At 71.1% G+C, this 24,030-nt stretch carries 23 protein-coding genes; 16 read left to right on the forward strand and 7 right to left on the reverse strand.

Annotation, left to right across the window (positions count from 1 at the left end):
• The first annotated feature begins 316 nt into the window (after positions 1-316).
• Complete coding sequence (locus tag EDF32_RS00010; protein ID WP_123306496.1) at positions 317-1,261, forward strand: hypothetical protein; 945 nt, start codon at positions 317-319, stop codon at positions 1,259-1,261.
• A 41-nt stretch (positions 1,262-1,302) separates the two neighbouring features.
• On the opposite strand, the gene EDF32_RS00015 is transcribed toward EDF32_RS00010, so the two are convergent.
• Genes EDF32_RS00015 through EDF32_RS00025 form a run of 3 tightly spaced genes read right to left on the reverse strand, consistent with a single transcriptional unit; the run spans position 1,303 to position 3,257 of the window.
• Positions 1,303-1,695: a VOC family protein gene (locus tag EDF32_RS00015; protein ID WP_123306497.1), complete on the reverse strand. Its 393-nt coding sequence runs from the start codon at positions 1,693-1,695 to the stop codon at positions 1,303-1,305.
• Between the two features lie 47 nt (positions 1,696-1,742).
• Entirely contained in the window at positions 1,743-2,606 is an 864-nt protein-coding gene (locus EDF32_RS14425) for a hypothetical protein (RefSeq protein ID WP_148061535.1), read from the reverse strand.
• A gap of 3 nt (positions 2,607-2,609) precedes the next feature.
• Positions 2,610-3,257 carry a DUF6318 family protein gene (locus tag EDF32_RS00025; protein WP_123306499.1) on the reverse strand — a complete coding sequence of 216 codons (648 nt, stop codon included), beginning with the start codon at positions 3,255-3,257 and terminating at the stop codon, positions 2,610-2,612.
• A gap of 215 nt (positions 3,258-3,472) precedes the next feature.
• Here EDF32_RS00025 and EDF32_RS00030 point away from each other — a divergent pair, with 215 nt between their 5' ends.
• On the forward strand, positions 3,473-3,712 hold the full coding sequence (locus tag EDF32_RS00030; protein ID WP_123306500.1) for a DUF2316 family protein: 240 nt from the start codon (positions 3,473-3,475) through the stop codon (positions 3,710-3,712).
• A 4-nt stretch (positions 3,713-3,716) separates the two neighbouring features.
• On the opposite strand, the gene EDF32_RS00035 is transcribed toward EDF32_RS00030, so the two are convergent.
• Positions 3,717-4,301, reverse strand: a complete 585-nt coding sequence (locus EDF32_RS00035) for an NUDIX hydrolase (protein ID WP_233565575.1) — start codon at positions 4,299-4,301, stop codon at positions 3,717-3,719.
• Between the two features lie 35 nt (positions 4,302-4,336).
• Here EDF32_RS00035 and EDF32_RS00040 point away from each other — a divergent pair, with 35 nt between their 5' ends.
• The 5 genes from EDF32_RS00040 to EDF32_RS00060 all read left to right on the forward strand — a co-directional run bounded on the left by EDF32_RS00040 (position 4,337) and on the right by EDF32_RS00060 (position 9,568).
• A complete protein-coding gene (locus EDF32_RS00040) occupies positions 4,337-4,876 on the forward strand; it encodes an O-acetyl-ADP-ribose deacetylase (RefSeq protein ID WP_123306501.1) in 540 nt (179 codons plus the stop codon).
• Positions 4,877-4,978: 102 nt separating this feature from the next.
• Positions 4,979-6,643 (forward strand): peroxidase family protein, encoded by a 1,665-nt coding sequence (locus EDF32_RS00045; protein ID WP_123306502.1) that lies wholly within the window; start codon positions 4,979-4,981, stop codon positions 6,641-6,643.
• A 44-nt stretch (positions 6,644-6,687) separates the two neighbouring features.
• Positions 6,688-7,260 (forward strand): hypothetical protein, encoded by a 573-nt coding sequence (locus tag EDF32_RS00050; protein ID WP_199734768.1) that lies wholly within the window; start codon positions 6,688-6,690, stop codon positions 7,258-7,260.
• A 62-nt stretch (positions 7,261-7,322) separates the two neighbouring features.
• A complete protein-coding gene (locus EDF32_RS00055) occupies positions 7,323-8,972 on the forward strand; it encodes a nuclease-related domain-containing DEAD/DEAH box helicase (protein WP_123306503.1) in 1,650 nt (549 codons plus the stop codon).
• Positions 8,973-9,019: 47 nt separating this feature from the next.
• Positions 9,020-9,568 carry a hypothetical protein gene (locus EDF32_RS00060; protein ID WP_123306504.1) on the forward strand — a complete coding sequence of 183 codons (549 nt, stop codon included), beginning with the start codon at positions 9,020-9,022 and terminating at the stop codon, positions 9,566-9,568.
• 55 nt (positions 9,569-9,623) lie between these two features.
• Here the strand turns inward: EDF32_RS00060 and EDF32_RS00065 are convergent, their stop codons facing one another.
• Positions 9,624-10,517 (reverse strand): HNH endonuclease, encoded by an 894-nt coding sequence (locus tag EDF32_RS00065; protein ID WP_158614027.1) that lies wholly within the window; start codon positions 10,515-10,517, stop codon positions 9,624-9,626.
• A gap of 136 nt (positions 10,518-10,653) precedes the next feature.
• On the opposite strand from EDF32_RS00065, the gene EDF32_RS00070 reads away from it, so the two are divergent.
• Positions 10,654-11,964 carry a PHB depolymerase family esterase gene (locus tag EDF32_RS00070; protein WP_123306506.1) on the forward strand — a complete coding sequence of 437 codons (1,311 nt, stop codon included), beginning with the start codon at positions 10,654-10,656 and terminating at the stop codon, positions 11,962-11,964.
• A gap of 31 nt (positions 11,965-11,995) precedes the next feature.
• Here EDF32_RS00070 and EDF32_RS00075 read toward each other — a convergent pair whose 3' ends face one another.
• Both EDF32_RS00075 and EDF32_RS00080 read right to left on the reverse strand, forming a co-directional pair.
• A complete protein-coding gene (locus EDF32_RS00075) occupies positions 11,996-12,931 on the reverse strand; it encodes a ribonuclease Z (protein WP_123306507.1) in 936 nt (311 codons plus the stop codon).
• Between the two features lie 72 nt (positions 12,932-13,003).
• Positions 13,004-13,957: a LysR family transcriptional regulator gene (locus tag EDF32_RS00080; protein ID WP_233565576.1), complete on the reverse strand. Its 954-nt coding sequence runs from the start codon at positions 13,955-13,957 to the stop codon at positions 13,004-13,006.
• A 169-nt stretch (positions 13,958-14,126) separates the two neighbouring features.
• Here EDF32_RS00080 and EDF32_RS00085 point away from each other — a divergent pair, with 169 nt between their 5' ends.
• The 8 genes from EDF32_RS00085 (at position 14,127) to EDF32_RS00120 (ending at position 24,007) form a co-directional block, all read left to right on the forward strand.
• Positions 14,127-14,927: an alpha/beta hydrolase gene (locus EDF32_RS00085; RefSeq protein WP_123306509.1), complete on the forward strand. Its 801-nt coding sequence runs from the start codon at positions 14,127-14,129 to the stop codon at positions 14,925-14,927.
• 10 nt (positions 14,928-14,937) lie between these two features.
• On the forward strand, positions 14,938-15,726 hold the full coding sequence (locus tag EDF32_RS00090; RefSeq protein WP_123306510.1) for an SDR family oxidoreductase: 789 nt from the start codon (positions 14,938-14,940) through the stop codon (positions 15,724-15,726).
• Positions 15,727-15,792: 66 nt separating this feature from the next.
• The gene (locus tag EDF32_RS00095) at positions 15,793-16,752 is read left to right on the forward strand and encodes a glycosyl hydrolase (RefSeq protein ID WP_158614028.1); all 960 of its coding nucleotides are present in this window, start codon (positions 15,793-15,795) and stop codon (positions 16,750-16,752) included.
• Positions 16,753-16,884: 132 nt separating this feature from the next.
• Positions 16,885-18,171, forward strand: a complete 1,287-nt coding sequence (locus tag EDF32_RS00100) for an ABC transporter substrate-binding protein (RefSeq protein WP_199734771.1) — start codon at positions 16,885-16,887, stop codon at positions 18,169-18,171.
• A gap of 53 nt (positions 18,172-18,224) precedes the next feature.
• Positions 18,225-19,169: a carbohydrate ABC transporter permease gene (locus tag EDF32_RS00105; RefSeq protein WP_123306513.1), complete on the forward strand. Its 945-nt coding sequence runs from the start codon at positions 18,225-18,227 to the stop codon at positions 19,167-19,169.
• Positions 19,170-19,180: 11 nt separating this feature from the next.
• Positions 19,181-20,080, forward strand: a complete 900-nt coding sequence (locus EDF32_RS00110) for a carbohydrate ABC transporter permease (protein WP_123306514.1) — start codon at positions 19,181-19,183, stop codon at positions 20,078-20,080.
• A gap of 68 nt (positions 20,081-20,148) precedes the next feature.
• On the forward strand, positions 20,149-21,492 hold the full coding sequence (locus tag EDF32_RS00115; RefSeq protein WP_123306515.1) for a glycoside hydrolase family 28 protein: 1,344 nt from the start codon (positions 20,149-20,151) through the stop codon (positions 21,490-21,492).
• Positions 21,493-21,532: 40 nt separating this feature from the next.
• Positions 21,533-24,007: a glycoside hydrolase family 2 protein gene (locus EDF32_RS00120; protein ID WP_123306516.1), complete on the forward strand. Its 2,475-nt coding sequence runs from the start codon at positions 21,533-21,535 to the stop codon at positions 24,005-24,007.
• The last annotated feature ends 23 nt before the right edge of the window (positions 24,008-24,030 follow it).

Here is a 24,030-nt window from a genome sequence, read left to right on the forward strand (position 1 = left end):
CCCCCCCCCCCCCCCCCCCCCCCCCCCCCCCCCCCCCCCCCCCCCCCCCCCCCCCCCCCCCCCCCCCCCCCCCCCCCCCCCCCCCCCCCCCCCCGTCGTCGGGCGGTGCCGGCCCTCGTGAAATGGGCCTTTCGGGGGGACCGCGGGTGCCCTATGCTCTGCCCGAGCGCACGGCGACCACGGGGTCGGCGGAGGCTCACGGGCCGGCATCCCGCGGGTCCCGGCTGGGGTGCGTCGCCCGACGGCGTCCCCGGATCGTCACCGCGAGACCTCGCCCCGGGCGCGGTGTGCGCGACCGCCTCCGAAGGAAAGAACGATGCGAACACGCGCTCTCGCGGCCGTCGCTGCCGGCCTGATCGTGCTCGGTGGCCCGGTATCCGCGGCGGTAGCCGACGACGCCGTCCCGCAGGTCGCCGACACGGGTGCGGCCGACGCAGGTGCGGCCGCCGCGACGTCCGGCGACACGACGCAGCCGACCCCCGGCGGCGTGGCGACGGAGAACGCCGCGGGTGCCGCGACCGGCGACCCGACGGACGCCGGGGACGACGCGGGCGACGAGCCGACGCCGGGCTCCGACGAGCCGACGGCCGCCGCGGGGACCCCGGCGCCCGGTGAAGAAGGCGACCCGGCGGCCGACCCCGAGGAGGATGGCCAGACACCCGTTGCCGTCCCGACGACGGAGTCCGACGACCCCGTCGGCGACGCCGACCAGGGCCGCGCGGACGCCGACCCGCCGGCGCCCGACGCCGCGACGGCCGACGTGCCGTGGGTCTGGGCGGAGGACGCCTGCGGCACGGACGACGACGCCTGGTACGTCGGGTCGGAGAACGAGGAGCCGGTCGGCTTCTCCGTGGGCGGCGTCTGGGTCGACACGACGGGCGGCTCGGCGCTGCTGACGCTGACGGACGAGGGCTACGTGTTCGACGTCGACGCGATCTACGACGAGTACGACGGAGACCCGACCCTCTTCTTCGCGGACGAGACCGGCGCCGTGTTCCAGTACCAGTTCACCGACGAGACGTGCGAGGCGACCGACGACAGCGCCGGGGCCGCTCCCGGAGGCGCCTCGGTGGTGCACGACGTCGTGACGGTGCCGGCCGAGCTCCCGGTGGACGCGGCCGGTGCAGCCGCGGTCGCGGCTGCCGCGGCAGGGCCCGAGCTCGCGGCGACGGGGTTCTCGGCGACGCAGGCCGGGGTCCTTGCTGCGGTGCTGCTCGGTGTCGGCGGCGGGCTGGTGCTCCTGCGGCGACGCGCGGGCTGACGCGTCGTCGGTGGCTCGGCCCGGCCCCGACCGACCAGCGGTCAGGGTCGCGGCGGGGCTAGCAGCTCGACGCGGTTGCCGTGGCCGTCGGTGCAGTGCAGGCGCTCGTATCCCGGGAAGGTGTGCCGCTCGGTCCTGTCCACGACGAACCCGCCATCCGTGAGGCGCGTCGCGGTGCGTTCGAGCTCTGCGACGCTGTCGAGGAGCAGGGCCGGGTGCGCTTTGCGGGCGGGGCTGAACGGATCCTCGACGCCGACGTGGATCTCGGCGGTGATCGCACCGTCGGGCCCGTGGGACCGGAACCACGCTCCGCCCTTCGCGGCCAGCACGGCGGGCTTGTCGACCTCGGTCATCCCGAGGGCTCCGGCCCAGAACCGGCGGGCGACGGTCTCGCCTCCGACCGGACAGGCGACCTGGACGTGGTGCAGACGCATCGGCGAGTCCTCTCGAGATGTCTCGACGTCAAGATAACCCCTGCACCTCAGTCGAGCGTCGAGTCCACGAGCCGTGAGTGGGCCTCGAGGACGTCGATGGCCGGGGACGTCGTCGTGGTGGCCGCGGTGCCGGTGACGTCGGTCCACGGCGCGGTCCCGGCGATGCGGAACTGACCGGTCCAGGTCGTGGTGAGAGCGATCGTCCGGGTGCCCGTGTCGGTGTACTCGTGGCTGATCGTCTGGTCGGGCCACGGGGCGCCGGGGTCCTCGCTGCTGACCGGGGCGCTGCCGTCGCCGAAGTCGAACGAGTAGTCCGTGGCGTGGGCTCGGACCTCGACGGCGACGCCGAGCAGGGCGATGTCGAAGTCCTGATCGGTGGTCTCGGCCGTGTCCGCGTAGGTGATGGTCTCGAAGTTCACGAGGGTCCAGCCGTTCGGAGGCTCCACCGCGAGGTCCGGGGGAGCGATCGGCAGTCGCTGGAACGCACGCTGGACCGCGGGAGCGAGGTCGGCGGGCGCCAGGCAGCTGCCGGGGTTCGCGAGCTCCCACGCCGTCCACGGATCGTCGGCCGTGGCGCGGGTGCGCGTGTACAGGGGGTCGAGAGGCGTCTCGTCGTCGGCGCACTCGAGGGCGGGCGCGTCCAGCGCGAGGGCGCCGGAGCAGTCGTCGCCGAGCGCCTCGGTCTCTGCGGTGGGGAAGCAGACGCCCGTGGGAAGGCGGCGATAGTCGGTGAGTGCCGCATGGTCGGAGCTGCCTCCGCCTCCGAGGGCATTGCCTGAACGGTCCGCGGTGCTGGCTGAAATTGCGACGTAGTCGTCTCGTGCGTCCGAGCCAAGGCTCGGAGCGTCGAAGGAAACCGCGCCGACAAGTAGCAGATGTATCGCAACTATTGCGTTCGCAACGGTTGGCATCGCTCAGCCGTCGCGATCCGCCGTGCTGACCGCGAGTACACGCCACATGGTCGTGGCGTAAGCTACATCGACGCCAATATGGCCCTTTGTGGCATTGGAACCGTCGACCCTTACTCCATGGCTGTCGGTGATCCGCGCAGCGCTTTGAGCGTAGTTTAGATCAACCGGATAACCTTTAACTAACGTGTCCTTGTCCAGAACGTCAACGGTCTGAATGTCTACGTCGCCGCCAATGTAGTGCTGATTGCGATCTTTAAGCTTTATTGCCTTCTTTGACGCGTCCACGCAGAAGTCGCACGTGTCGTCGTAGCTCATCGCGTCCCACTCCTTGGTGTCCCCGGTCGCCATGACGTACGGGTACAGCTCGAGGAAGTAGGTGGCGGCCGCGGCGGCCCCGCGCTCGTCGGTGCGCTTCATGTCGGCGGGACGGTCGGGCTTCGGCGGGGCGTCGGCCGCGTCGACGTCTTCGGCTTCCTTGTCGGATCCGTCGGGCGTCGCGGAGCCGGTGGGCGTCGGCTCGCCGGCGGGCGCGCTCGCGCTCTTCTCCGGCGCGGGCGCCGACGACGTCGCGTCCCCGCCCGGCGAGGGCTCCGCCCCGGAACATCCGGCGAGCCCTGCCGTCGCGAGCGTGGCGGCGACGAGAAGACCCACGCCCCGTCGTCGGGCATGAGCGAGCGGCGATGCGCCGCGGTGCGCTGTCCTGGTCACGAGTCCCCCTGCCGTCGACCGCCCCGACCATAGCCGCGCCCGGCGCCGCGCGACAGGCCGGGCGCCCAGTCCTGTGGACGCGCGCCGACCGCAGTGCACCTCGCGCGGCCCGGGCGTAGCGTCGTTCAGGCACCCGACGACGGCGACGGAGGCCGACCGTGACCCTCAACGACTCGGAGCGCGAGCAGACCAGCCGCGAGCTGCGCGCCAACCTTGCCCTGTCCGGTCTGAGCGCCGACGACCTCGCGGGAGACCTGGGCCTGGCGGTGTCGGAGGTCGAGGAGACCCTGGACGTCGGGCCCGCTTCCGAACGCGAGCGGGTCTGGCTGCTGCGCGAGTACCTCGACCAGAAGGTCTGCGCGCAGGGCCGCGACCCGCTGCCGTACACGGTGCTCTGAGCCCTCAGCCCCGCGCCGCGACCTCCGCGAGGACCAGGGCGAGGCGCTCGCCGAAGTCGTGCGGGACGTCGTCGGGCAGTGCGTCCACGCCGAACCACGCGACGTCCTCGCTCTCGTCGCTGACGACCGGGACGGCATCGTGCGGGGCGACGACGACGTAGCCCACGTCCCAGTGCACGCGGCAGCGGCCGAACGCGCCGGGGAGCGCGTGCCGGTTCAGGTCGGCGGGGTCGCGGCTCCAGGGCACGAGGCCGTCGATGCCGCTCTCCTCCCAGGCCTCGCGGAAGGCGCCGTCGGCCACGGACGCGTCGTCGCGCTCGACGTGCCCGCCGAGCTGCACCCAGAACTGGCCCTTGCGGTGGAAGCAGAGCAGGACGCGGGAGCGGTCGGGGCTGAGGACGAAGCAGGATCCGGTGACGTGCTCGGGGCCGCCGTCGCGGCGCAGCGCGGTGTCCTGACCGGGAGCGTCGGCCTCCGACGCGCGGAGCATCGCGACGTACTCGTCGCACAGCTCCGCCTGGTCCGGGTCGAGCGGCGACCACTTCTCGAGGGTCGCGGCGAGGTCGGCGGTGCGGGCGGAGAGAGGCACGGGCGTGAGCCTAGCGACGGTCGTACGGTCGGGAGATGACCCCCACGGACGAGACCCGCATCCGCGCCGAGCGCGGCGACCTCACCACGGTCGCGGTGGACGCGGTAGTCAACGCCGCGAACTCGAGCCTGCTCGGCGGCGGCGGCGTGGACGGCGCCATCCACGCCGCTGCCGGCCCGCACCTGCTGGAGGCGTGCCGCGAGCTGCGCCGCACCTCGCTCCCCGACGGGCTCGCGGTGGGCGACGCCGTCGCGACGCCCGGGTTCGAGCTCCCGGCCCGGTGGGTGGTGCACACCGTCGGGCCGAACCGGCACCGCGGCGAGACCGACCCCGCTCTGCTCGCGTCCTGCTTCACTCGCTCCCTCGACGTCGCCGCCGAGGTCGGGGCGCTGATCGTCGCCTTCCCGGCCGTCAGCGCCGGCGTCTACGGGTGGGCGCCCGAGTCCGTCGCCCGGGTCGCCGTCGACGCCGTCCGCCGGTGGGTCGGCGCCCACCCGGACGCGGTCGACGAGGTGCGCTTCGTACTGTTCTCCGACGCGCTCCAGGAGGCGTTCGCGGAGGCGCTCGCGGGCTGAGGGCGGTGGCGGGGGGAGCGATGCATCAAAACGGCACCCGCGGCGCTCCCTCCGGGTGACGCTGCCGGCCGGCGGCGCCCCGCGCGTCGCCCAGGAGCTGTCATGACACACCACGGTTGGGTCCCGGTCGTCGGGGCCGACGCCTTCACCCCTCAGGCGCTCGTCTCGCCGTTCGGCCGGCTGTTCTCGCCCCACGCCCACGAGTACACGAGCTACTGTCTCTCCCTCCTCGCCGGGGCGCTGGGCCCCATGCAGGAGGCCGAGCCCGCGCCGGCGCAGCCGGAGGCGCAGACGAACCCCGCCGGGTTCACCTTCCTCGGGCAGTTCATCGACCACGACCTCACGGAGTTCCGGGTCGTCGGGCAGGACTACGCCGTCATGCAGCAGAACCCGACGATCTCCCAGCGCCAGCGCGTCCTGGAGGACACGCCGCTCGCCCCCGAAGGGCTGCGCTCGATGACGACGACGAACGGCCGCACCGGGCGCCTCGACCTCGACTCCGTCTACGGGCTGCTCGGCACCCCGCAGGCCGACCTCTTCGACGAGCACGGGATGTTCCGCATCGTCGACACCCCGAACGGCCCGGACCTGCACCGCGGGCCCCAGCACGCCAACGGCCGCCTTGTCGCCGACCCGCGCAACGACGAGAACAAGCTCGTCGTGCAGATCCACCTGCTCTTCGAGCACCTGCACAACCAGCTGCACGCCGCCCACGCGGGGGCGTCTCCCGAGCAGGCCGGGCCCACCGGTCCGCTGTTCCGCCAGACGCGGGACGCCGTCGTCGGCGCCTACCAGCGCATCGTGCTGCACGACTACCTGCCGCGGATCGTCCAGGGCGGGCACATCGACGCTGTCCTCGCGGCGCTCGCGGACCGCACCACCTGCTACCAGCGGATGAACTCCCGCTGCCGGGCGGCGCTGACGGGTCTCGGGATGCCCGACGACGTCGTGGCCGCCACGGTCGCGATGCCCGTCGAGTTCTCGCACGCGGTCTTCCGCCTCGGTCACTCGCAGCTGCGCGACGGCTACCTGCTGCGCACGGGGGCCGGCGCGCGGCTGTTCGCGACGGAGACGGAGCCGCACGACCTGCGCGGGAACTCTCCGGGGAGCGACGGGTTCGACTTCCACGTGGACTGGAAGCACTTCTTCCGCCGCACGAGCACGCCGCCGCAGCACGGGCGGCGCATCGACGGGCTGCTCCCGCGGTCCGTCTTCCGCCTCCCGCCGCCCTCGATCGGCGAGCCGCCCGTGTCCCTCGCCGAGCGCAACCTGCGCCGCGGCGTCGACTTCGGGCTGCCCACGGGTCAGGAGGCCGCGGCCGAGCTCGCCGCCGTCTACGGGTACGTGCCCCAGGTCGGCAGCGACGTGCTCTTCCCCGCCCCCGTCTTCGGCTCGCGGCCGGAGGTGCTGGACCTCGCGGCGAACCTGCAGTGGCAGACGCCGCTCTGGTACTACGTGCTCAAGGAGTCGGAGGCGTTCGGCGGCGGGCCGCAGCTCGGGGCGGTCGGCGGCCTGGTGGTCGCCGAGACGATCATCGGCTCGATCGTCGAGAGCCGGCTGCAGGCCGCCGCCGCGGCGCCCGGGCCGGGCGGGTTCGACCGGGAGGCCGAGACGGTGGCGATCGTCGCGGAGATCCAGGCGGAGCGGGCCGCGCTGTCGCCGGACGGCAAGGACCGGGCGAGCGGACCGCTGCGGTACACGGCCCCCGCGCCGGCGTCGGTCGAGGAGGTGCGGACCATGAGCCAGCTGGTGCGGTTCGTGGTGTGACGGCCCGCGCGCCGAGGGGCCTCTGCGGCGTGGGACCCTGAGGTATGGCAGAACAGCGCGGTTATTGGAACGAGTCCGACGGTTCCGCGGTCGACGCCGCGACGGCGCACGACCGCTGGGCGCAGGACGCGTACGGCGTCCTGACGGAGATCGCCACGGAGTACGGCGGCCTGATCACCTACGGCGAGCTCGCGGAGCTCGTCCAGGAGGACAGCGGGATCCGCACCTCCGTCCAGCAGCACCACTGGATCGGCAAGGTCCTCAGCCGGGTCGTCGCCGAGGCGCACGCGGAGGGCGTCCCGCCGCTGACGGCGCTCGTCGTCCGCAAGGACACGGGCCTGGTCGGCGAGGCGTACGCGGAGGTCCTGGCGACCGAGGGCGCGCCGGTGCTGGACGACGTCCTCGCGAGCGAGCGGCACGCCGCCGGGGCGCGGCTGCGCTGCTACGAGTACTTCGGCGCGGACCTGCCGCCCGGCGGCGGGGTGCCCACCCTCGCGCCCGAGTTCGCGGCGAAGGTCGCGCGGCTGCAGCGCACCCGCGAGGTGCCCGTCGGGACCCCGTGCCCGAACTGCTTCGTGATCATGCCCGCCAGCGGGGTGTGCGACACCTGCGGGTGAACTGTCGTCCTTTTCGCGCGGTTCCGGGTCGCGCCGTGGGTGCCGTCCGGTAGACCGGACCCATGCCTCGTCTCTTCCCGCGTGCGCCGCACTTCCCGGACGACGGCGGGGCCGAGCACTCGGTGTGGCGGGCGCTGCGCGACCATCTGCCCGACGACGTCGTCGTGCTCAGCGGGGTGGACCTCCAGGACGGCGACGTCGAGCGGGAGATCGACCTGCTCGTCGCGTGGCCGGGGGTCGGGATCGCCGCGATCGAGGTCAAGGGCGGGTACATCCGCCGCGTCGACGGCGAGTGGCGCCAGGGCAGCGGCGAGCGTGAGCACCGCATCGACCCGGTCGACCAGGTCCAGGACGCGCGGCACCGCCTGCAGGGCTACCTGCGCGCCCACGGGTACGGGGCGGGCGCGGCCCGGACCGTGCACCTCGTCGCGTTCCCGCACGTCGCCGTCCCGGACACGTGGGGGACCATCGACCTGCCGCGCGCGATGCTCATCGACCGCGCGGACGTGGAGAGCGGCGCGGGCGTCGTCTCGCGGGTGCGGCACGCCGTCACGCAGCACGGCCAGGGACGTCGCCCTCTCCTGCCCGACGACGTGGAGGAACTGGTCGAGGCGCTCGCCGGGGGCTTCCCCAGCCAGGTGGACAACCTCGTCGCCGCCTCCATGCACGAGTCGCACTCGGACCAGCTCACGGAGGCGCAGGCGCGGATCCTCGAGGTCCTGGGGCAGCAGCAGCGGATGCGGGTGATCGGCGGTGCCGGCTCCGGCAAGACGTGGCTCGCGCTGGAGCAGGCGCGCCGGCGTGCGAAGGCGGGGGAGCGCGTCGCGCTGCTGTGCTACTCGCGCGGCCTCGGCCGCTACCTCCAGCGCGTGGTCGACACCTGGCCGCGGCGCGAGCGGCCCGTGTTCGTCGGGCTCTTCCACGACCTGCCCGTCGAGTGGGGCGCGGCGCGCGGGGCCGACGACGACCCGGACCACTGGGAGCGCCGGCTGCCGCTGGCGCTCGCGGAGCTCGCCGCGGCGCGCCCGGCCGCCGAGCTGTTCGACTCCGTGGTGGTCGACGAGGCGCAGGACTTCGGCGACCTCTGGTGGCCGTCCCTGCTGCGCTGCCTGCGCGACCCCGACGAGGGCGGCCTGTTCGTCTTCATGGACGATGCCCAGCGCGTGTTCCCGCGCGACGGCCGCGCGCCCATCGAGCTGCCGCCGTTCGTGCTCGACGAGAACCTGCGCTCGACGAAGCAGATCGCCCAGACGTTCTCCTCGATGGCCGACGCCCGGGTGCGGCCGCGCGGGCTGGACGGACCGCCGGTGCGGATGGTCGACGTGCCGCAGGACGCGGCGATCGCCACCGCCGACGACTGCGTGGAGATCCTCGTGGACGAGGGCTGGCCGCCGGGCAGCATCGCGCTGCTCGCCACCGGACGGCGCCACCCGGCGCAGGTCAACGAGGTCGAGCTCGGCGGGTACCAGGCGTACTGGGACGACTTCCTCACGGGCGACGACGTGTTCTACGGGCACGTGCTCGGGTTCAAGGGGCTCGAGCGGACCGTCGTCGTGCTGGCGGTCAACGGGTTCCACGACGTCGAGCGGGCCCGCAAGATCCTCTACACCGGGATGTCGCGGGCCCGGTCGCTGCTCGTGGTGGTCGGGCCGCGGGCGCTGGTCGAGGAGGTCGGCGGCGAGGGCATGCGGCGGAGGTTGGCGGGTGCGTAGGGCGTTGTCCTTGGCACATCGAAGCGTGGATCCGGCCGGAGGACCAAGTGGAATCTGAGGACGAGGTCGTCGTCGGGACGACGCTGTACCGGGTGAGCCCGTCGGGACGCCTACATATCCCCGGGTGTAGTCACCTGCAGGTGACGGACCGGGACAAGCTGGTCGAGGCGTCGCCGGAGGATCGCGCCCGCCTCGAGCTGTGCAGCGAGTGTGGCGACGAGATCCGCGGGGTCGGGCGTCGAACCTTTGCGAGTCTCGACGCGGCGCTCGAAGCGCTGCCTCTGGCGGTGGAGAACCGACCGCGGGTGCGCGAGATCGTGCGGGACGTCGAGCACTCTCGGGTGTGGATCCCGAATGGCGGCTCGTACGTCGCACTCGGGTACACGGACGGGCGTCCAGCTGCCGCGTACGTCAACCGGGGTTTCGTCGACGTGCGCGACGAGAGTCTCTCGCCGCCGTACGAGCGACATGAGCTACCGAATTTCGCTGGGCGTGGAATCGGCGGGGCGGCTGGCCGGGCCGAGAGGCCGACGGCGACCTGTCCCCAGTGCCACATGTCGCTGCCGGCGAGTGGCGTGTGCGAGTGCTCGGAGTGAGGGCGGGCGCGCTGTTCGCTTTGCTACAAGTACAGTTATATTAACTGTATCTATACTAGTGAGTCCGGGCGACGAATCGTTCGTATCGCCAGGACAGCAGTTCGCGGTCGGGCCGGTCTGAGCGTTTACGCGGCAGTTTCAGGAACCGCCCATGCATCTCCTGGAGCCCGTGCTTGAGCATGGGCCCGTCGATCTCCGCGAGCAGGTCGAGCGCGATATCCACCCGGTGGTCGGCGGTGATGCCGAGCATGTTCTGGTCGTACGCGCTGTGGTGGATCTTGCAGAGCGCCAGCCCATTGGTCGTCGTCGGGACCCCAGCCTCCTCGGAATCCGGGACGATGTGCGCCGCGTCGAGGAGTGCGCCGTGCTTCAGTTCGCAGATGGCGCACCGCGTCTCGTACGCGACGAGGACCCGTGTGCGGAACGCCGGCTGGTGGAGGCGCTGCTTCGCGAGCCTGAGCGCATACTCGCGCTGCGGCTGGGTGAGATGCCGGACGTCGGGCACGAACGTGAACGACTCGTCGAGGGCGATGAGAAACATGCTGTTCTCCGGCTCGTCGTCGACGACATATACCGGCGCGACCGGTGTGTAGATGTTCGCGACCTCTTTGCGGAAGAGGATCAGCGGTTGACCGGTCGTCATCGCATGACGCAGCTTGCGGTTGTCGCCGGACCACGGGTCTCCGCTGCGGTATGCGTAGTGCAGGAGGCCGTCGTCCGCCTCGGTGTCGTCGTACGGTCCGTTCGCTGTGCTGACGATCGAGAGGGTGGAAGCAAAGGCGCTGGGGTTGCGGATTCCCCGCGAGTAGTCGATGACGGGAATCTTCTGCCCGTCGATGTGGAAGTCGAGCAGCTCGTCGCGCCGCAGGAATCCGCCGTTGGCCTCGGCGCGCTGATGGACCCAGTCGATGATGCGAAGGCGAAGCGCTGCTTCGAGTGCGGAGTCCACGGTCGAAGCTGACCAGACGAGTGCCAGGGGTGCAACGCAGGGGAGAGGTGAAAAGGCGTCCGTGCTGGCTTGCGCCCTACTGACGACCCAGTAAGTTCGGCGTGTCCGGTTCATCCCTCAACGGTGAGGAAGTTCCATGCGGAAGCTCAGGATGACGGCCGCGCTCTGCGGTGCCGTCGCGCTAGCCGTTGCCGGTGCCATCCCTAGCAGCGCTCACGGCCACGATCCCGCGCCGGTCACCACCGGGACGGTCGCGTTCACGCTCGACGGCACCGTGCTCGACGCCGGCGAGCAGGTCACGTCGGTGACGCTCGACCTGCGACGCGTGCCGGGAATCTCGGCGGCGCGGATCACGCCGTCGACCTTCACGGTCCGCGCGGAAGGTCGCGTGCCTGACGGCGCCTCGTCCGGCTCCGCGTCCGACGTCGCCTTCGACGTCGAACGCGCGGTGACGAAGGTGCGGACGCTCCCGGGCGGGAAGGTCGAGCTCGACCTGGCGTCGGGCAACGGCGCGGAGGGGGCCTCGACCCTCACCTATCTGGGGGACCAGGGGCGCAACGTCCTGCTCGACCTGGACTACACGATCCAGCAGAACGCTCCGATCACGCTGCGGAACGGGCGTGATGTGACGGTGGGCTCGTTCGAGCAGCGCGGCCTCGTCGACCCCGAGGTCGACGCCTTCAGCAGCACGACTTCCGGCGACGGTCTCAAGTACCGCCTCTATGCGCCGGCTCGGGCCAAGGGCGACAGACCGCTCGTCGTCTGGTTGCACGGAAACGGCGAGGGGGGACTTCCGGGCTACTACGGCAACGAGGTCCAGCTCCGCGCCAACCGCGGCGCGCTCGGCTTTGCCACGTCGAAGGCGCAGCGGATCTTCGGCGGCGCGTACGTCGTCGCGCCGGAGGTCCCCGACACCTGGTACAATGCCGATGAATCGGGATATCGCGGGAAGCTCCGCGCGCTGATCACCGAGCTGTCTCACCGCTATCGGATCGATCAGAGCCGGATCCACGTCGCGGGCGCATCCGCCGGTGGGCTCATGGCGGTCGAGCTCGGAGCCGCTTACCCGGAGACCTTCGCCTCGGTCGTCACCGCGGCGCCGGCACTGAACCTCTTCCGGACGGGCGACTACCTCATCGGGGCGGACGAGGTCGTGCGCCTCGCGGACACCCCGACCTGGTTCATCCAGTCCCGTGACGACGCGACGGTGCCGTTCGAGAAGGCCAGCGTCTGGGCGCACGACCTGCTCCCGGGCTCGGAGCTCACGCTCTACGACACGGTGACGTGGGCCGGCGAGACCTATCCGGGTCACTGGTCGTGGATCTACCTCGCGCACGACGACCCCGCGACCGCCCGCGGCACCCACGTCTGGGAATGGATGAGTCGGCAGGATCGTGCACCCGCGGACGGTGGGACCCGCGGCCACGGCGGTGGTCACCGCTCGTAGGCCGGCCGGCCGCCCGCCGTGCCGGGGCGGCTCAGCGCCGCCCCGGCACCCGCACCCGGTCCAGGTCCCGCGCCACGCACAGCTCCCCGTCGAACACCTCGCGCGCCTCGCGCTCGAACTCGCCCGCGTCGTCGTACCGCTGCGAGAAGTGCGTGAGCACGAGCGAGCGCACCCCCGCCTCCGCCGCGACGGTCGCGGCCTGCCGCGCCGTCAGGTGCCCGAACCGCTGCGCGAGCTCCGCGTCCCGGTCCAGGAACGTCGACTCGATGACCAGCAGGTCGACGCCGTCGGCGAGCGTGGACACCCCGTCGCACAGCCGCGTGTCCATGACGAGCGCGAACGACTGCCCCGGCCTCGGCTCGCTCACCTCGTCGACGTGCACGGTCCGCCCGTCCGGCGCGGTGACGCTCCCGGAGCGCTGCAGCTCTCCCACGACCGGCCCCGCGAGCCCGACGGCGGCGAGCCGCTCCGGCACGAGGCGTCGCCCGTCCGGCTCCTCGAGCCGGTAGCCGAACGCCTCGACCCCGTGGTCGAGCCGCGCCGCCCGCAGGGTGAACCCGCTCCGGGAACCCGCGCCTGCGACGTCGGGCACCACACCGTCCTCCGTGAGGGGCTGCAGCGCCAGGTCGGCCTGGTGGTAGTAGGACGTCGCGTCGATCAGGTTCTCGATCCAGCGCTGCCCCGAGGCGGGAAAGCTGATCGGGACGGTGTGCGGCACGTGGTCGAGGCTGATGCGCTGCACGACGCCGGCGAGCCCGAGGCTGTGGTCGCCGTGCAGGTGGGTGATCGCGATGCGCGTGAGGTCGGTCGCCGAGACGCCGGCGTGGACCATCTGCCGCTGGGTGCCCTCGCCGGGGTCGAAGAGGATGGCGTCGTCGTCCCAGATCAGCACGTAGCCGTTGTGGTTGCGCTCGCGCGTCGGCACCTGGCTGGCGGTGCCGAGGACGACGAGCTCGCGGCGGAACACCGCGCCAGGGTGACACCGCGGGAAGGACCAGGCCATCGGACGGACGCACCGGCGGTCGGACGCGGTGCGGTCCTACGCCGAGCGCTGCTCGACGAGCGCAGGGTCGTCCGACGGGAGCCACATCGGGGCCCGGCCGACGGCGTCCGGCTGGAGCCACCCACGGGTCGCGGAGGTCTGCACGGCCGTCTCGACGAAGTCCGTCGTCGCCCGGGAGGGGTTCTCTGCGCGCCAGGCGACCCACCACGGATAGACGGGCTGGAGCTCGGCCGGCCGGTGCACGGGGATCCCGGCCTCGGCGTACCGGTGCGCGTAGCTCTCGAACTCGAGCGTGAACGCCGGCTCGCGGCCGCGGCTGACACCGGCGAGACAGTGCTGGAAGGTGCCCGGGTTGCCGAGCCAGCGCAACGGCACGAGGGTCTGCCGCTCGAAGGCGGCGAGGTACTCCCCGTGCACGTTGAACATGCGCGAGCCCGCCGCGTCGGCGAAGACCTCGACGGGGCGCTCGTGCAGGGACGCCGAGTCGCGGGGCAGGTCCCCGGCCCTGCCGACGAGGAGCATCGGCTCGAGGCGGAGCAGCTGCCGCCGCCACCCGGTCGGGTGCTCCGCCAGCATCTGCGGTGTGAGGCGCAGGATCGCCACGTCGAGCTGCTCGGCGAGGAGTGCGTCGAGCTGACGGGCGCTGTCCATGGAGTGCTCGACCAGCCGCACGTCCTCGAAGTCACCGGCGAACGCGTCCGCCACCAGCCGGCAGGTCTCGAGCTCGAAGATGTGCGCGATGCGGACGGACCGGGGATCGGGGGTGCGCCGCATCCGCTCGGCGATGGCGAGGAGCCGGCGCGCGTCGCCGAGGAACCGCTCGCCGCGCGGGGTGAGGGCGACGTGCCGACTGTCCCGCACCAGGAGCAGGCCACCGACGTCGTTCTCGAGCTTGCGGATCTGCTTGGACAGCGCCGGCTGGCTGACGTACAGCCTCGATGCGGCTCGGCCGAAGTGCAGCTCGTCGGCGAGCGTGACGAAATACCTCACGAGCCGTAGGTCCAGGTCCAATCGCCCGCCTCTCCGAGCGCCACCGTAGCGGCACCCGCCCGCGTGGACCACCGCGGTTATCGATCGCGACCGGCTGGGTCTTGGACACGGTCGGGAGCGGCGGTGTGTGGTTGTCCCGACGGCACGCCCGCACCCCGAAGGAGACCTCATGACCGGAGCAGCAACCCCGATCGTCTTCGTCCACGGCCTGTGGCTGCACGCCACGAGCTGGGGCCCCTGGCTCGACCTGTTCCGCGACGCGGGGTACGCGCCGGTCGCTCCGGGATGGCCGAACGAGCCGGCCACGGTCAGCGAGGCGCGCGCGGAGCCCGAGCTCGTCGCGGACACGTCCATCGACGAGGCGGTCGCGCACTACGCCGCGCTGATCGACGACCTCGACGCCGCCCCCGTGATCATCGGGCACTCCTTCGGCGGTCTGATCACCGAGAAGCTGCTCGGTCGGGGCGTCGGCGCGGCCGGCGTGGCGATCGACCCGGCACAGATCAAGGGGGTCCTTCCCCTGCCCCTCGCGCAGCTCCGCGCGGGGCTCCCGGCGCTCGGCAACCCCGCGAACCTGCACAAGGCGGTCTCGTTGACGCGCAAGGAGTTCCGGTACGGGTTCGGCAACGCCGTCGCGGAGGAGGAGTCCGACGCGCTCTTCGAGAGATGGGCGATCCCCTCACCGGCGCGTCCGCTGTTCCAGGCGGCCGCCGCGAACTTCGTCATGCACTCGCAGGCCGCGGTCGACACCGACAACAGCGACCGTGGCCCGCTCCTGCTGATCTCCGGGACCGCGGACCACACGGTGCCCGACAGCGTGACCAGGTCCACGCTCAAGCAGTACCGCGACTCCACGGCCGTGACCGAGCTGCGGCAGTTCGAGGGCCGGGGGCACTCGCTCACCGTGGACAGCGGCTGGCGGGACGTCGCGGGTGCCGTCCTCGACTGGCTGAAGAGCCAGGGACTCTGAGGGCCGCGCCGTGGACCTGGGGCTGGAAGGAACCACCGCGGTCGTCACGGGCGCGAGCAAGGGCATCGGGCTGGCAGTCACCCGTGCTCTCGCCGCGGAGGGCGTCCACGTCTTCGCGGGCGCGCGCGGCTCGAGCCCCGAGCTGGACGAGCTCGCCGCCGCCGGCAGCGTCCGTCTCGTGGCCGTGGACCTGTCGACCGCGGCGGGATCGAACGAGCTCGTCGCAGCCGCCCTCGACCGCGGGGGGCTGGACATCCTGGTCAACAACGTCGGCCAGGTCTCGCCCCGGCTCAACGGGTTCCTGATGGTGTCCGACGACGAGTGGCTGCGATCGCTCAACCTCAACCTCATGGCGGCGGTGCGGACGACCCGGGCGGCGCTCCCGGCCATGCTGGCGGAGGGCCACGGGTCGATCGTGACGATCAGCTCCGTCAACGCCTTTCTGCCGGACCCCCCGGTGCTCGACTACGGCGCGGCCAAGGCGGCCCTGACCAACTTCTCGAAGGGGCTCTCCAAGGAGGTCGGCGCCCACGGCGTGCGCCTGAACACCATCAGCCCCGGGCCGGTCGCGACCGACCTCTGGCTCGGCGACGTCGGCGTCGCCGCCGCGGTCGGGCAGGCGACGGGGCGCGACCCCGGATCGGTCGCGCAGGACGCGGCCGCGCAGTCGGTCACCGGTCGGTTCACTCGTCCGGACGAGATCGCGACCCTGGCGGTCCTGCTCGCCAGCGACCGCGCCAGCGGCAACGTCACGGGCTCCGACTTCGTGATCGACGGGGGTCTGACGACGCAGACGTGAGCGCCTGCGAGGATGTCGCTCCGGCACCTATGCCCCGGACATCCACCACCATGGGAGAACCTCAGCATGCCCACAGCGACGCCGCGCCCACCCGCCGACCCGAAGGCCACCACTGAGGCCCGGTCTCTCCTCGCATCGATCTACGCGACGAGCCGCGCCGGCGAGATCCTCTCGGGCCAGCACAACACCCCGCGTGAGCTCTCGTCCTACTCGGACCAGGCGCGCGACATCACGGGGCGCTACCCCACCGTGTGGGGTCAGGACTTCGGCTTCGCGGCCGACGGCGACCAGGACGGCATCTCCTACCGCGCGGCGGTCGTGGACGAGGCGCTGGAGCAGCACGCCGCGGGCTCGGTCATCACGCTGATGTGGCATGCCGTGAGGCCTACCGAGGAAGAGCCGGTCACCTTCGACGGCAGCATCTGCCGGGGCAGGCTCGACGCGGACGACTGGGAGGCGCTGCTGACGCCGGGCACCGAGGTCCATCAGCGCTGGACCCGCCAGGTCGACGTGGTCGCTGCGTATCTCGCTCGCCTGCGTGACGCGGGCATCCCCGTGCTGTGGCGCCCGTACCACGAGATGAACGGCGACTGGTTCTGGTGGGGTGGCCGCGGCGGCCGCCGCGGATACGCGGCTCTGTACCGGCAGCTCCACACCCGACTCGTGGACGTGCACGGCCTGCACAACCTGGTCTGGGTGTGGAACGCGAACGCGCCTCGGGAGGATCCGGACGACTTCGCCGCGGGATACGCGGATTTCTACCCAGGACACGACATCGTCGACGTGCTCGCGGCGGACGTCTATCACGACGACTATCGCCAGTCCCACCACGACCAGCTGCGCGAGCTGGCAGAGGGCCGGCCGATCGCTCTGGGCGAGGTCGGGACGCTGCCGACGTCGCAGGTCCTGGACCGCCAGCCCGGATGGGCGTGGTTCATGACCTGGACCAACTTCCTCACCGAGGGCAACGAGGCGTCCGCGGTCCGCGCGCTGTTCGACGACCCGCGGGTGCGGCACCGGGCCTGACGCCGGCGGGCCGTCGTCTCTGCACGGGCGTGGCGGCCGGTGCGAACCACTGTGTCGCGGGGTGTTGACACTCGCTACTAGAGCGGTTTAGGTTCGGGAGCACTGAACCGCTTTAGTTGCGAGGAGGCAACCGTGCGCAAGACACGAAGCATGATCGGCGCAGCACTCGTCACAGGACTCGTCGTCCCGCTCGCCGCATGCGGCAGCGGCGGTGGTGGCTCCGACGACAACACCCTCACGGTCCAGTCGGTCTGGACCAAGGGGACGGCCGAGGGAGACGCGCTCTCCAAGGTCATCGACCAGTTCACCGACGAGACCGGTGCCAAGGTCGAGTGGCTCGACACCGGGGAGTCGCTCTCCGACGTGTACGAGACCTCGGTCGCCGGCGGCAGCGAGGCGGACCTCGTCCTCAGCAACTACGCCGAGAAGACCGTCGACTGGGTCAAGAACGGCGCGGTCGTGCCGATGGACTCCTATCTCAAGGACTGGGGCCTGAGCGACTCGATCAAGGGGTCGGCCGTCGACGAGTGGAAGGACTCCGACGGCAAGCTCGTCGGGCTGCCGTTCTCCGGCTTCCTCTGGCCGGTCTGGTACAACACCGACCTGCTCAAGAAGGCCGGCGTCGACGGGATCCCGGCGACGACCGACGACCTCATCGCCGCTGCAGGAAAGCTGCGCGCCGCTGGGATCGAGCCGATGGCTGTCGGCGGGAACGACTGGTCCGGGCAGAAGGTGTTCCTCCAGATCGCCCAGTCCTACGCGGACGCCGACACCGCCCGCGAGACCTTCACCAAGGGTGGCTTCTGCGCGCAGCCGGACATCATGAAGGGCATCAAGCTCTTCACGAAGCTCCGTGACGGTGGCGTCTTCGTCGACGACGCCCAGGGATACAGCGCCGACGCGACGAACGCCGAGTACTTCAACGGCAAGGCGGCGATCGTGTCCGCGGGATCCTGGGCCTTCGGCTCGGACGACCTCACCCCGGAGCTCGCCGCGTCGACGACGCTCTCCGGGTTCCCGGACCCGTCGGACGGCGGAGCCTACGACAAGCCGACCGCGTACAACGGGTACACCGGCGTCGGGGTCATGCTCAGCCCGAACGGCGAGAAGAAGGCCGATCTCGCGGAGAAGTTCGTCAAGCTCCTGTACTCGAGCGAGACGGTCGGGGATTTCGTGTCCACCGCGAACCTCGTCCCTGCGGCGACGACCGGCGATGACGCCAAGATCAACAACCCGTTGCTCGAGCAGGGTGTCAACGACCTCGACTCGCGCGTCGACTACGCCGTCATGCCGGACGCCTCGGTGCCCGGTGCCGTCGCCGACCCGATGATCCGTGCCACCTCGCTGGCCTACTCGCCGGGGCACGACGCGGCGTCCATCTGCAAGTCCATCGACGACGCCTACGCGTCGGTCGGCTAGTGGAGCGGTGCGGGCCGCCCCTGGCGGCCCGCACCACGACCGAGGAGTCAACGATGACAGCACCACTCATCGAGAGTGACCTGGCGCCCGGCACCGGCGTGCCGGACCCGCGACCGGGTCGCTCTCGGCGGCAGCGCGCGGACAACATCACGGTCGCGGCGTTCAGCGCGCCATCCGTGATCTGGTACGTGGTCTTCACGATCGGGCCGATGATCGCGATCTTCGTGATCAGCCTGCTCAGCTGGAGCGGATTTCTTGCCACGCCGAGCTGGGCGGGATTCGACAACTACCGGAGGGTCTTCACCGATCCGGTGTTCTGGACGGCGGCACGCAACACCGTGGTCCAGATCGCTATCTCGCTGCCGGTGATGATTCCCCTGGCGTTCATGCTCGGGTACTACGTCACCCTCAAGCCGCGCTTCCACCGGCTCCTGCGGGTCGTGCTCTTCACACCGGCGCTGCTGTCGCTCTCGGCGATGGGCACGGTCTTCTACGCGATCTTCCAGCCCACCGGCATGGTCAACTCCGCGCTCGAGACCCTCGGGCTCGACTCCTGGGCCACCCCCTGGCTGGCGAACCCGAGCACCGCGCTCTTCACGGTGATCGTCGTCGGACTCTGGTCGGGCATCGGCTACACCGCGATCCTCTTCTCCGCGCGGATGGCCTCGGTCTCGACAGACATCTACGAGGCGGCGGAGCTCGACGGCTGCGGTCACTGGAAGCGCATGTGGAGCATCGGCTACCCCGTCATCAAGGACTACTTCGGTGTTCTGACCATGCTCCAGTTCCTGTGGACGGTCTTCGCATCCGCGGGCATGGTGCTCCTCCTGACGAACGGCGGGCCGGGCAACTCCTCGACCACGCTCTCCTTCCTGGTCTACGAGAAGGCGTTCGTCCAGTCGCAGGTCGGCTACAGCCAGGCGGTCGGGGTCATCCTCTTCGCCGTCGGCGTCGTCGGGCTGCTCACCATCCGCCGGGCCTTCCGGCCGAGCTACTGAGGAGGACTGCCATGACCACCACGACAGAAGCACGCCGGCCGGCGGCTCCCCCCGCCGCGCGGACCAACAAGACCCAGCGTCACTCCGGACGAGGTCGAGCACTGGTCCCCGCTCACGTCCTCGCGTGGCTCTACGCGCTGCTGCTCGTCATCCCGCTCTACTACGTGGTCGTCTCCGCGTTCAAGACGAACGGCGACATCTTTGCCCATCCTTTCGCCCTCCCGACGAGCATCAGCTTCGACAACTTCTCCACGGCGTGGTCCAGGGCGAACCTGGGCACCGCGCTGGCCAACTCGGTGCTCATCACCGGGACGTCCGCGGTCCTCACGCTCGCGCTGGCCGTCCCGGCGGCCTACGGGCTCGCCCGGGCTCGGGGCAGGCTCGGGACGGCCGTCGAGCGACTCTTCTCGCTCGGCTTCCTGATTCCCGGCTTCGCAGCGCTGGTGCCGACCGTGCTGCTCGCCATCGCGGTCGGATTGTTCCAGACGCGGATCTTCGTCATCCTCTTCATGCCCGCGACGGCGCTCCCGCTGTCCGTGATCCTGCTGACGCAGTTCATGCGGACCGTCCCTCCCGAGCTCGAGGAGTCCGCCACGCTCGACGGCGCCAGCCGCTGGGTGGTGCTGCGCCACATCTACCTCCCCATCGCGATGCCCGGCATCGCGACGGTGACGATCCTCAACCTCCTCAACTTCTGGAACGAGTACCTCTTCACCTTGATCCTCGGTGGACCGAGCCCGAGCGTGCGGACGGTGCAGGTGGCGCTGCCGACCTTGGTGTCGCAGACCAGCACCGACTACGGCGTCCTCGCCGCAGGCACGCTCGTCACGCTCGTGCCCGTGTACGTCGCTTACATCCTGCTCTCCCGCCAGATGGAGGACGCGCTCCTCCAGGGCGCCGTGAAGAGCTGAACCCCTCTCTCGACCACCCGAACGCTCCCCAGCCACGCGCGCCGCGCGCGCGACGAAAGGAACCAGACATGACCACGATCAACATCCGCGAGCACGGTGCCGTCGGCGACGGCACGACCAACGACGCCCCGGCGATCCAGTCGGCGATCGACGCCTGCCACGCCGCCGGCGGCGGCACCGTCGTCGTCCCCTCGGGCGCGACGTTCATGACCGGTTCGATCGAGCTGCGCTCGTACGTCGAGCTGCACGTCGAGCGCGGGGCGACCCTGGCGGGGAGCGGGGAAGACGCCGACTACACGACGGAGATCGAGGTCAGCGCGCTGTCGTCCGGTGTCCTCAACCCCGCGAACGACCACGCGCTGGCGCTGGTCTGGGCCCGTGATGCGCAGAACGTCGCCATCACCGGAGCCGGGACGATCGACGGTGCGGGCCGGCACTTCATCGAGGAGGACAACGGCTACATCTACCGGTGCCCGAACCGGCGTCCCTTCACGGTCTTCCTGACCGGCTGCACGCAGGTGACGATGCGCGACATCCGTCTCGTCGACGCCGCGCTCTGGTGCGTCCGGCTCACCGGCTGCGTGAACGTGCTCATCCACTCGATCACCATCGACGCCGACCTGAAGTACCCGAACGCGGACGGCATCGACCTCGACCGCTGCCGCCAGGTGCGCATCAGCGACTGCGAGATCTCCTGCGGCGACGACGCCATCTCGCTCAAGACGTGCGAAGAGTTCCCGCAGTACGGCATCACCGAAGACATCGTCATCACGAACTGCACGCTGCAGTCGACGTCGTCGGCCGTCGTGGTGGGCGTCGACGCGGTCGAGGACATCCGCAACGTCGTCGTCTCCAACTGCGTGATCCGGGGCTCGCACCGCGGTCTCGCGGTCAACCTCGGCCAGGAGGGGAACTTCGAGAACATCTTGTTCTCCGACTGCATCGTCGAGACCCGGCACTTCTCCGACGACTGGTGGGGCCACGGCGAGCCCATCTACGTCACCGCCTTCCCGTGGCACGACAAGGTCGGCAAGATGTCGAACGTCCGCTTCCGCAACATCCTCGCGCGCTCGGAGAACGGCGCCTACATCGCTGGGTTCGAGGAGGGACTGGTCTCGGGCGTCGTGCTCGAGAACGTCCGCATCGAGCTCGACCGCTGGACGAGCTGGCCCGGGGGCGAGTACGACCGTCGCCCGTTCGAGCAGGGCGAGAAGCTCTACCAGCACCCCACCTCCGGGTTCCACATCGACACCGCGTCCGACGTCACGCTCCGCAACTGCGAGGTCGTGTGGGGCTCCCGCCAGGAGAACTTCTCCCACGCGGTCGAGGTCATCGACGTCGACGGGCTCGTGATCGAGGGCCTGCGCGGCGAGGCGGCGCACGCCGGCCTCGACGCCGTCCACCAGCACTGACGCCGGTTCCCGACCGGACCGACGAGAAGAGAGAACCCTCATGCGCGACATCACCGAGATCACGACCGGCTGGACCCTCGAGCCGACGCGGCTCGCCGCCGACGCCCCGGCGGGCTTCCCGACCAGCCCGGTCACCGCCACCGTGCCCGGCTGCGTCCACACGGACCTGCTCGACCACGCACTGATCCCCGACCCGTACTTCCACAAGAACGAGGACGGACAGCACTGGATCGGGCGGTCCGCCTGGACCTACCGCACGTCGATCGACGCGGTGGCCGAGGCCGGGCGGACCTACGAGCTCGTGTTCGACGGTCTCGACACCGTCGCGCACGTCGAGCTCAACGGAGAGACGCTCGGTGACACCGCGAACATGCACCGGACGTACCGGTTCGACGTGACCCACCTGCTGCGCGACGGTGGCAACGATCTCGTGGTCGGCTTCGCGCCGGTGCGCGAGTACACGGACGCCGTCGTCGCCGAGGCGGGGGAGCGCCCGAACGTCTACCCGGAGCCGTCGCAGTACGTGCGCAAGATGGCCTGCAACTTCGGGTGGGACTGGGGGCCGACGCTCGTCACCGCGGGCATGTGGAAGAGCGTGCGCCTGGAGTCGTGGCAGACGGCGCGGCTCGCGGCGGTCCGGCCGGTCGCGCGCGTCGACGGGAGCGACGGCGTGCTCGAGGTCGAGATCGACGTTCGGGCGGACGGCGGCGACGAGCGCTCCCTCGAGGTCACCGTCGAGGTCGCCGGCGTCGTCGGCACCGCCTCGGTACCGGCCGGCGGCGGCACGGTCCGCACGCAGGTCACCGTGCCGGGAGTCGACGTGTGGTGGCCGCGCGGGTACGGCGAGCAGCCGCTGTACGACGTCGAGGTGAGCCTGAGCGCCGACGGTGCAGGCCTGGACACGTGGACGAGGCGCACCGGCTTCCGCAACGTCTCTCTCGTGACCGAGCCCGACGACGCGGGGATGTCGTTCGTCGTGACGGTCAACGACACGCCGGTGTTCGTGCGGGGTGTCAACTGGATCCCGGACGACTGCTTCGTCTCGCGGGTCGGCATCGACGATTACCGCGAGCGGATCTCGCGGGCTGCCGAGGCCAACGTCAACATGCTGCGAATCTGGGGCGGCGGGATCTACGAGAAGGACGAGCTGTTCGATGTCTGCGACGAGCTGGGCGTCCTTGTGTGGCAGGACTTCCTGTTTGCCTGCTCCGCCTACCCCGAGACCGAGGAGCTCGTCGCAGAGGTCGACGCGGAGGCCAGGGAGAACGTCGCGCGCCTGATGCCGCACCCGAGCCTCGCCCTCTGGAACGGCAACAACGAGAACATCTGGGGATTCTTCGACTGGGGCTGGAAGGAGCCGCTCGACGGCAAGGACTGGGGCCTCGGATACTACCTCGACGTGCTGCCCCGGGCCGTCGCCGAGACCGACCCCTCCCGCCCGTACTGGGCCGGGTCGCCCTACTCCGGCACGATGGACCGCCACCCCAACGACCCCGCCTACGGCAACCACCATTCGTGGGAGGTCTGGAACCGGGAGGACTACACCGCGTACGCCGACGAGCGGCCGCGCTTCGTCTCGGAGTTCGGGTATCAGGCACCGCCCGCATGGTCGACGCTCGCGGCGTCGGTGGACGACGACCCCGTGCTCTTCGACTCGCCGGGTGTGCTGCACCACCAGAAGGCCGTCGACGGCAACGGGAAGCTCGCGAGCGGTATGGCGGCCCACCTGCCGGAGCCGGTCGACACCGACGACTGGCACTACCTCACTCAGCTCAACCAGGCGAAGGCGATCACGTTCGGCGTCGAGCACTACCGGGCTTTGTGGCCGCACTGCGCGGGGGCCATCCTCTGGCAGCTCAACGACTGCTGGCCCGTGACCTCGTGGGCGGCGATCGACGGCGCCGGGCGGCTCAAGCCCCTCTGGTACGCGATGCGTCGCCTGTACGCGGACCGGATCCTCATCCAGCGGACCGACGACTCCGGGCAGCGCCAGGTGGTCGTCGTCAACGACGGGCCCACGCCCTGGCAGGGCGAGCTCTCGGTCGTCCGCCACGATGTCGCGGGCGAGCGGCTGGCCGAGGCGACGATCCCGGTCTCCGTCGGCGCGCGGGACAGCGTCAGCGTTCCGGTGCCGGCGGTCGTCGCGACCGCTGGCGACCCCACGCGTGAGCTCGTCGTGGCAGGTCTCGACGGGCACCGTTCGGTCGCGCTCTTCGTCGAGGACCGTGATGCGGCGCTCGAGCCGGCGCGATTCGACGTCGACGTCGAGGCGGTGGACGGCGGGGTCGCCGTCACCGTCACCGCGCGGACGCTCCTGCGCGAGCTCGTGCTCAACAGCGATCGCATCGACCCAGGCTCGGAGGTGGACGACCAGCTCGTCACGCTGCTCCCCGGCGAGAAGCACGTCTTCCGCGTCTCGACCACGGCCGCGGCGTCGGACCCTCGCTGGTCCACGGCGCCCGTGCTGCGCTGCCTCAACGACACGGTACGGGCGGCTGTTCCGGTGGCCGTGTGATGATGCGCGTCGACGGGCAGCCA

The organism is Cellulomonas sp. PhB143 (genome assembly GCF_003752595.1).
GTDB lineage: Bacteria > Actinomycetota > Actinomycetes > Actinomycetales > Cellulomonadaceae > Paraoerskovia.

What these genes read in the sequence shown, in the direction of transcription:
- EDF32_RS00085 (WP_123306509.1), top strand. Translation starts at nt 14,127, where the DNA reads ATGACCGGAGCAGCAACCCCGATCGTCTTCGTCCACGGCCTGTGGCTG.
- EDF32_RS00105 (WP_123306513.1), top strand. Translation starts at nt 18,225, where the DNA reads ATGACAGCACCACTCATCGAGAGTGACCTGGCGCCCGGCACCGGCGTG.
- EDF32_RS00110 (WP_123306514.1), top strand. Translation starts at nt 19,181, where the DNA reads ATGACCACCACGACAGAAGCACGCCGGCCGGCGGCTCCCCCCGCCGCG.
- EDF32_RS14425 (WP_148061535.1), bottom strand. Translation starts at nt 2,606, where the DNA reads ATGCCAACCGTTGCGAACGCAATAGTTGCGATACATCTGCTACTTGTC.
- EDF32_RS00095 (WP_158614028.1), top strand. Translation starts at nt 15,793, where the DNA reads ATGCCCACAGCGACGCCGCGCCCACCCGCCGACCCGAAGGCCACCACT.
- EDF32_RS00045 (WP_123306502.1), top strand. Translation starts at nt 4,979, where the DNA reads ATGACACACCACGGTTGGGTCCCGGTCGTCGGGGCCGACGCCTTCACC.
- EDF32_RS00010 (WP_123306496.1), top strand. Translation starts at nt 317, where the DNA reads ATGCGAACACGCGCTCTCGCGGCCGTCGCTGCCGGCCTGATCGTGCTC.
- EDF32_RS00115 (WP_123306515.1), top strand. Translation starts at nt 20,149, where the DNA reads ATGACCACGATCAACATCCGCGAGCACGGTGCCGTCGGCGACGGCACG.
- EDF32_RS00040 (WP_123306501.1), top strand. Translation starts at nt 4,337, where the DNA reads ATGACCCCCACGGACGAGACCCGCATCCGCGCCGAGCGCGGCGACCTC.
- EDF32_RS00015 (WP_123306497.1), bottom strand. Translation starts at nt 1,695, where the DNA reads ATGCGTCTGCACCACGTCCAGGTCGCCTGTCCGGTCGGAGGCGAGACC.
- EDF32_RS00055 (WP_123306503.1), top strand. Translation starts at nt 7,323, where the DNA reads ATGCCTCGTCTCTTCCCGCGTGCGCCGCACTTCCCGGACGACGGCGGG.
- EDF32_RS00120 (WP_123306516.1), top strand. Translation starts at nt 21,533, where the DNA reads ATGCGCGACATCACCGAGATCACGACCGGCTGGACCCTCGAGCCGACG.
- EDF32_RS00050 (WP_199734768.1), top strand. Translation starts at nt 6,688, where the DNA reads ATGGCAGAACAGCGCGGTTATTGGAACGAGTCCGACGGTTCCGCGGTC.
- EDF32_RS00070 (WP_123306506.1), top strand. Translation starts at nt 10,654, where the DNA reads ATGCGGAAGCTCAGGATGACGGCCGCGCTCTGCGGTGCCGTCGCGCTA.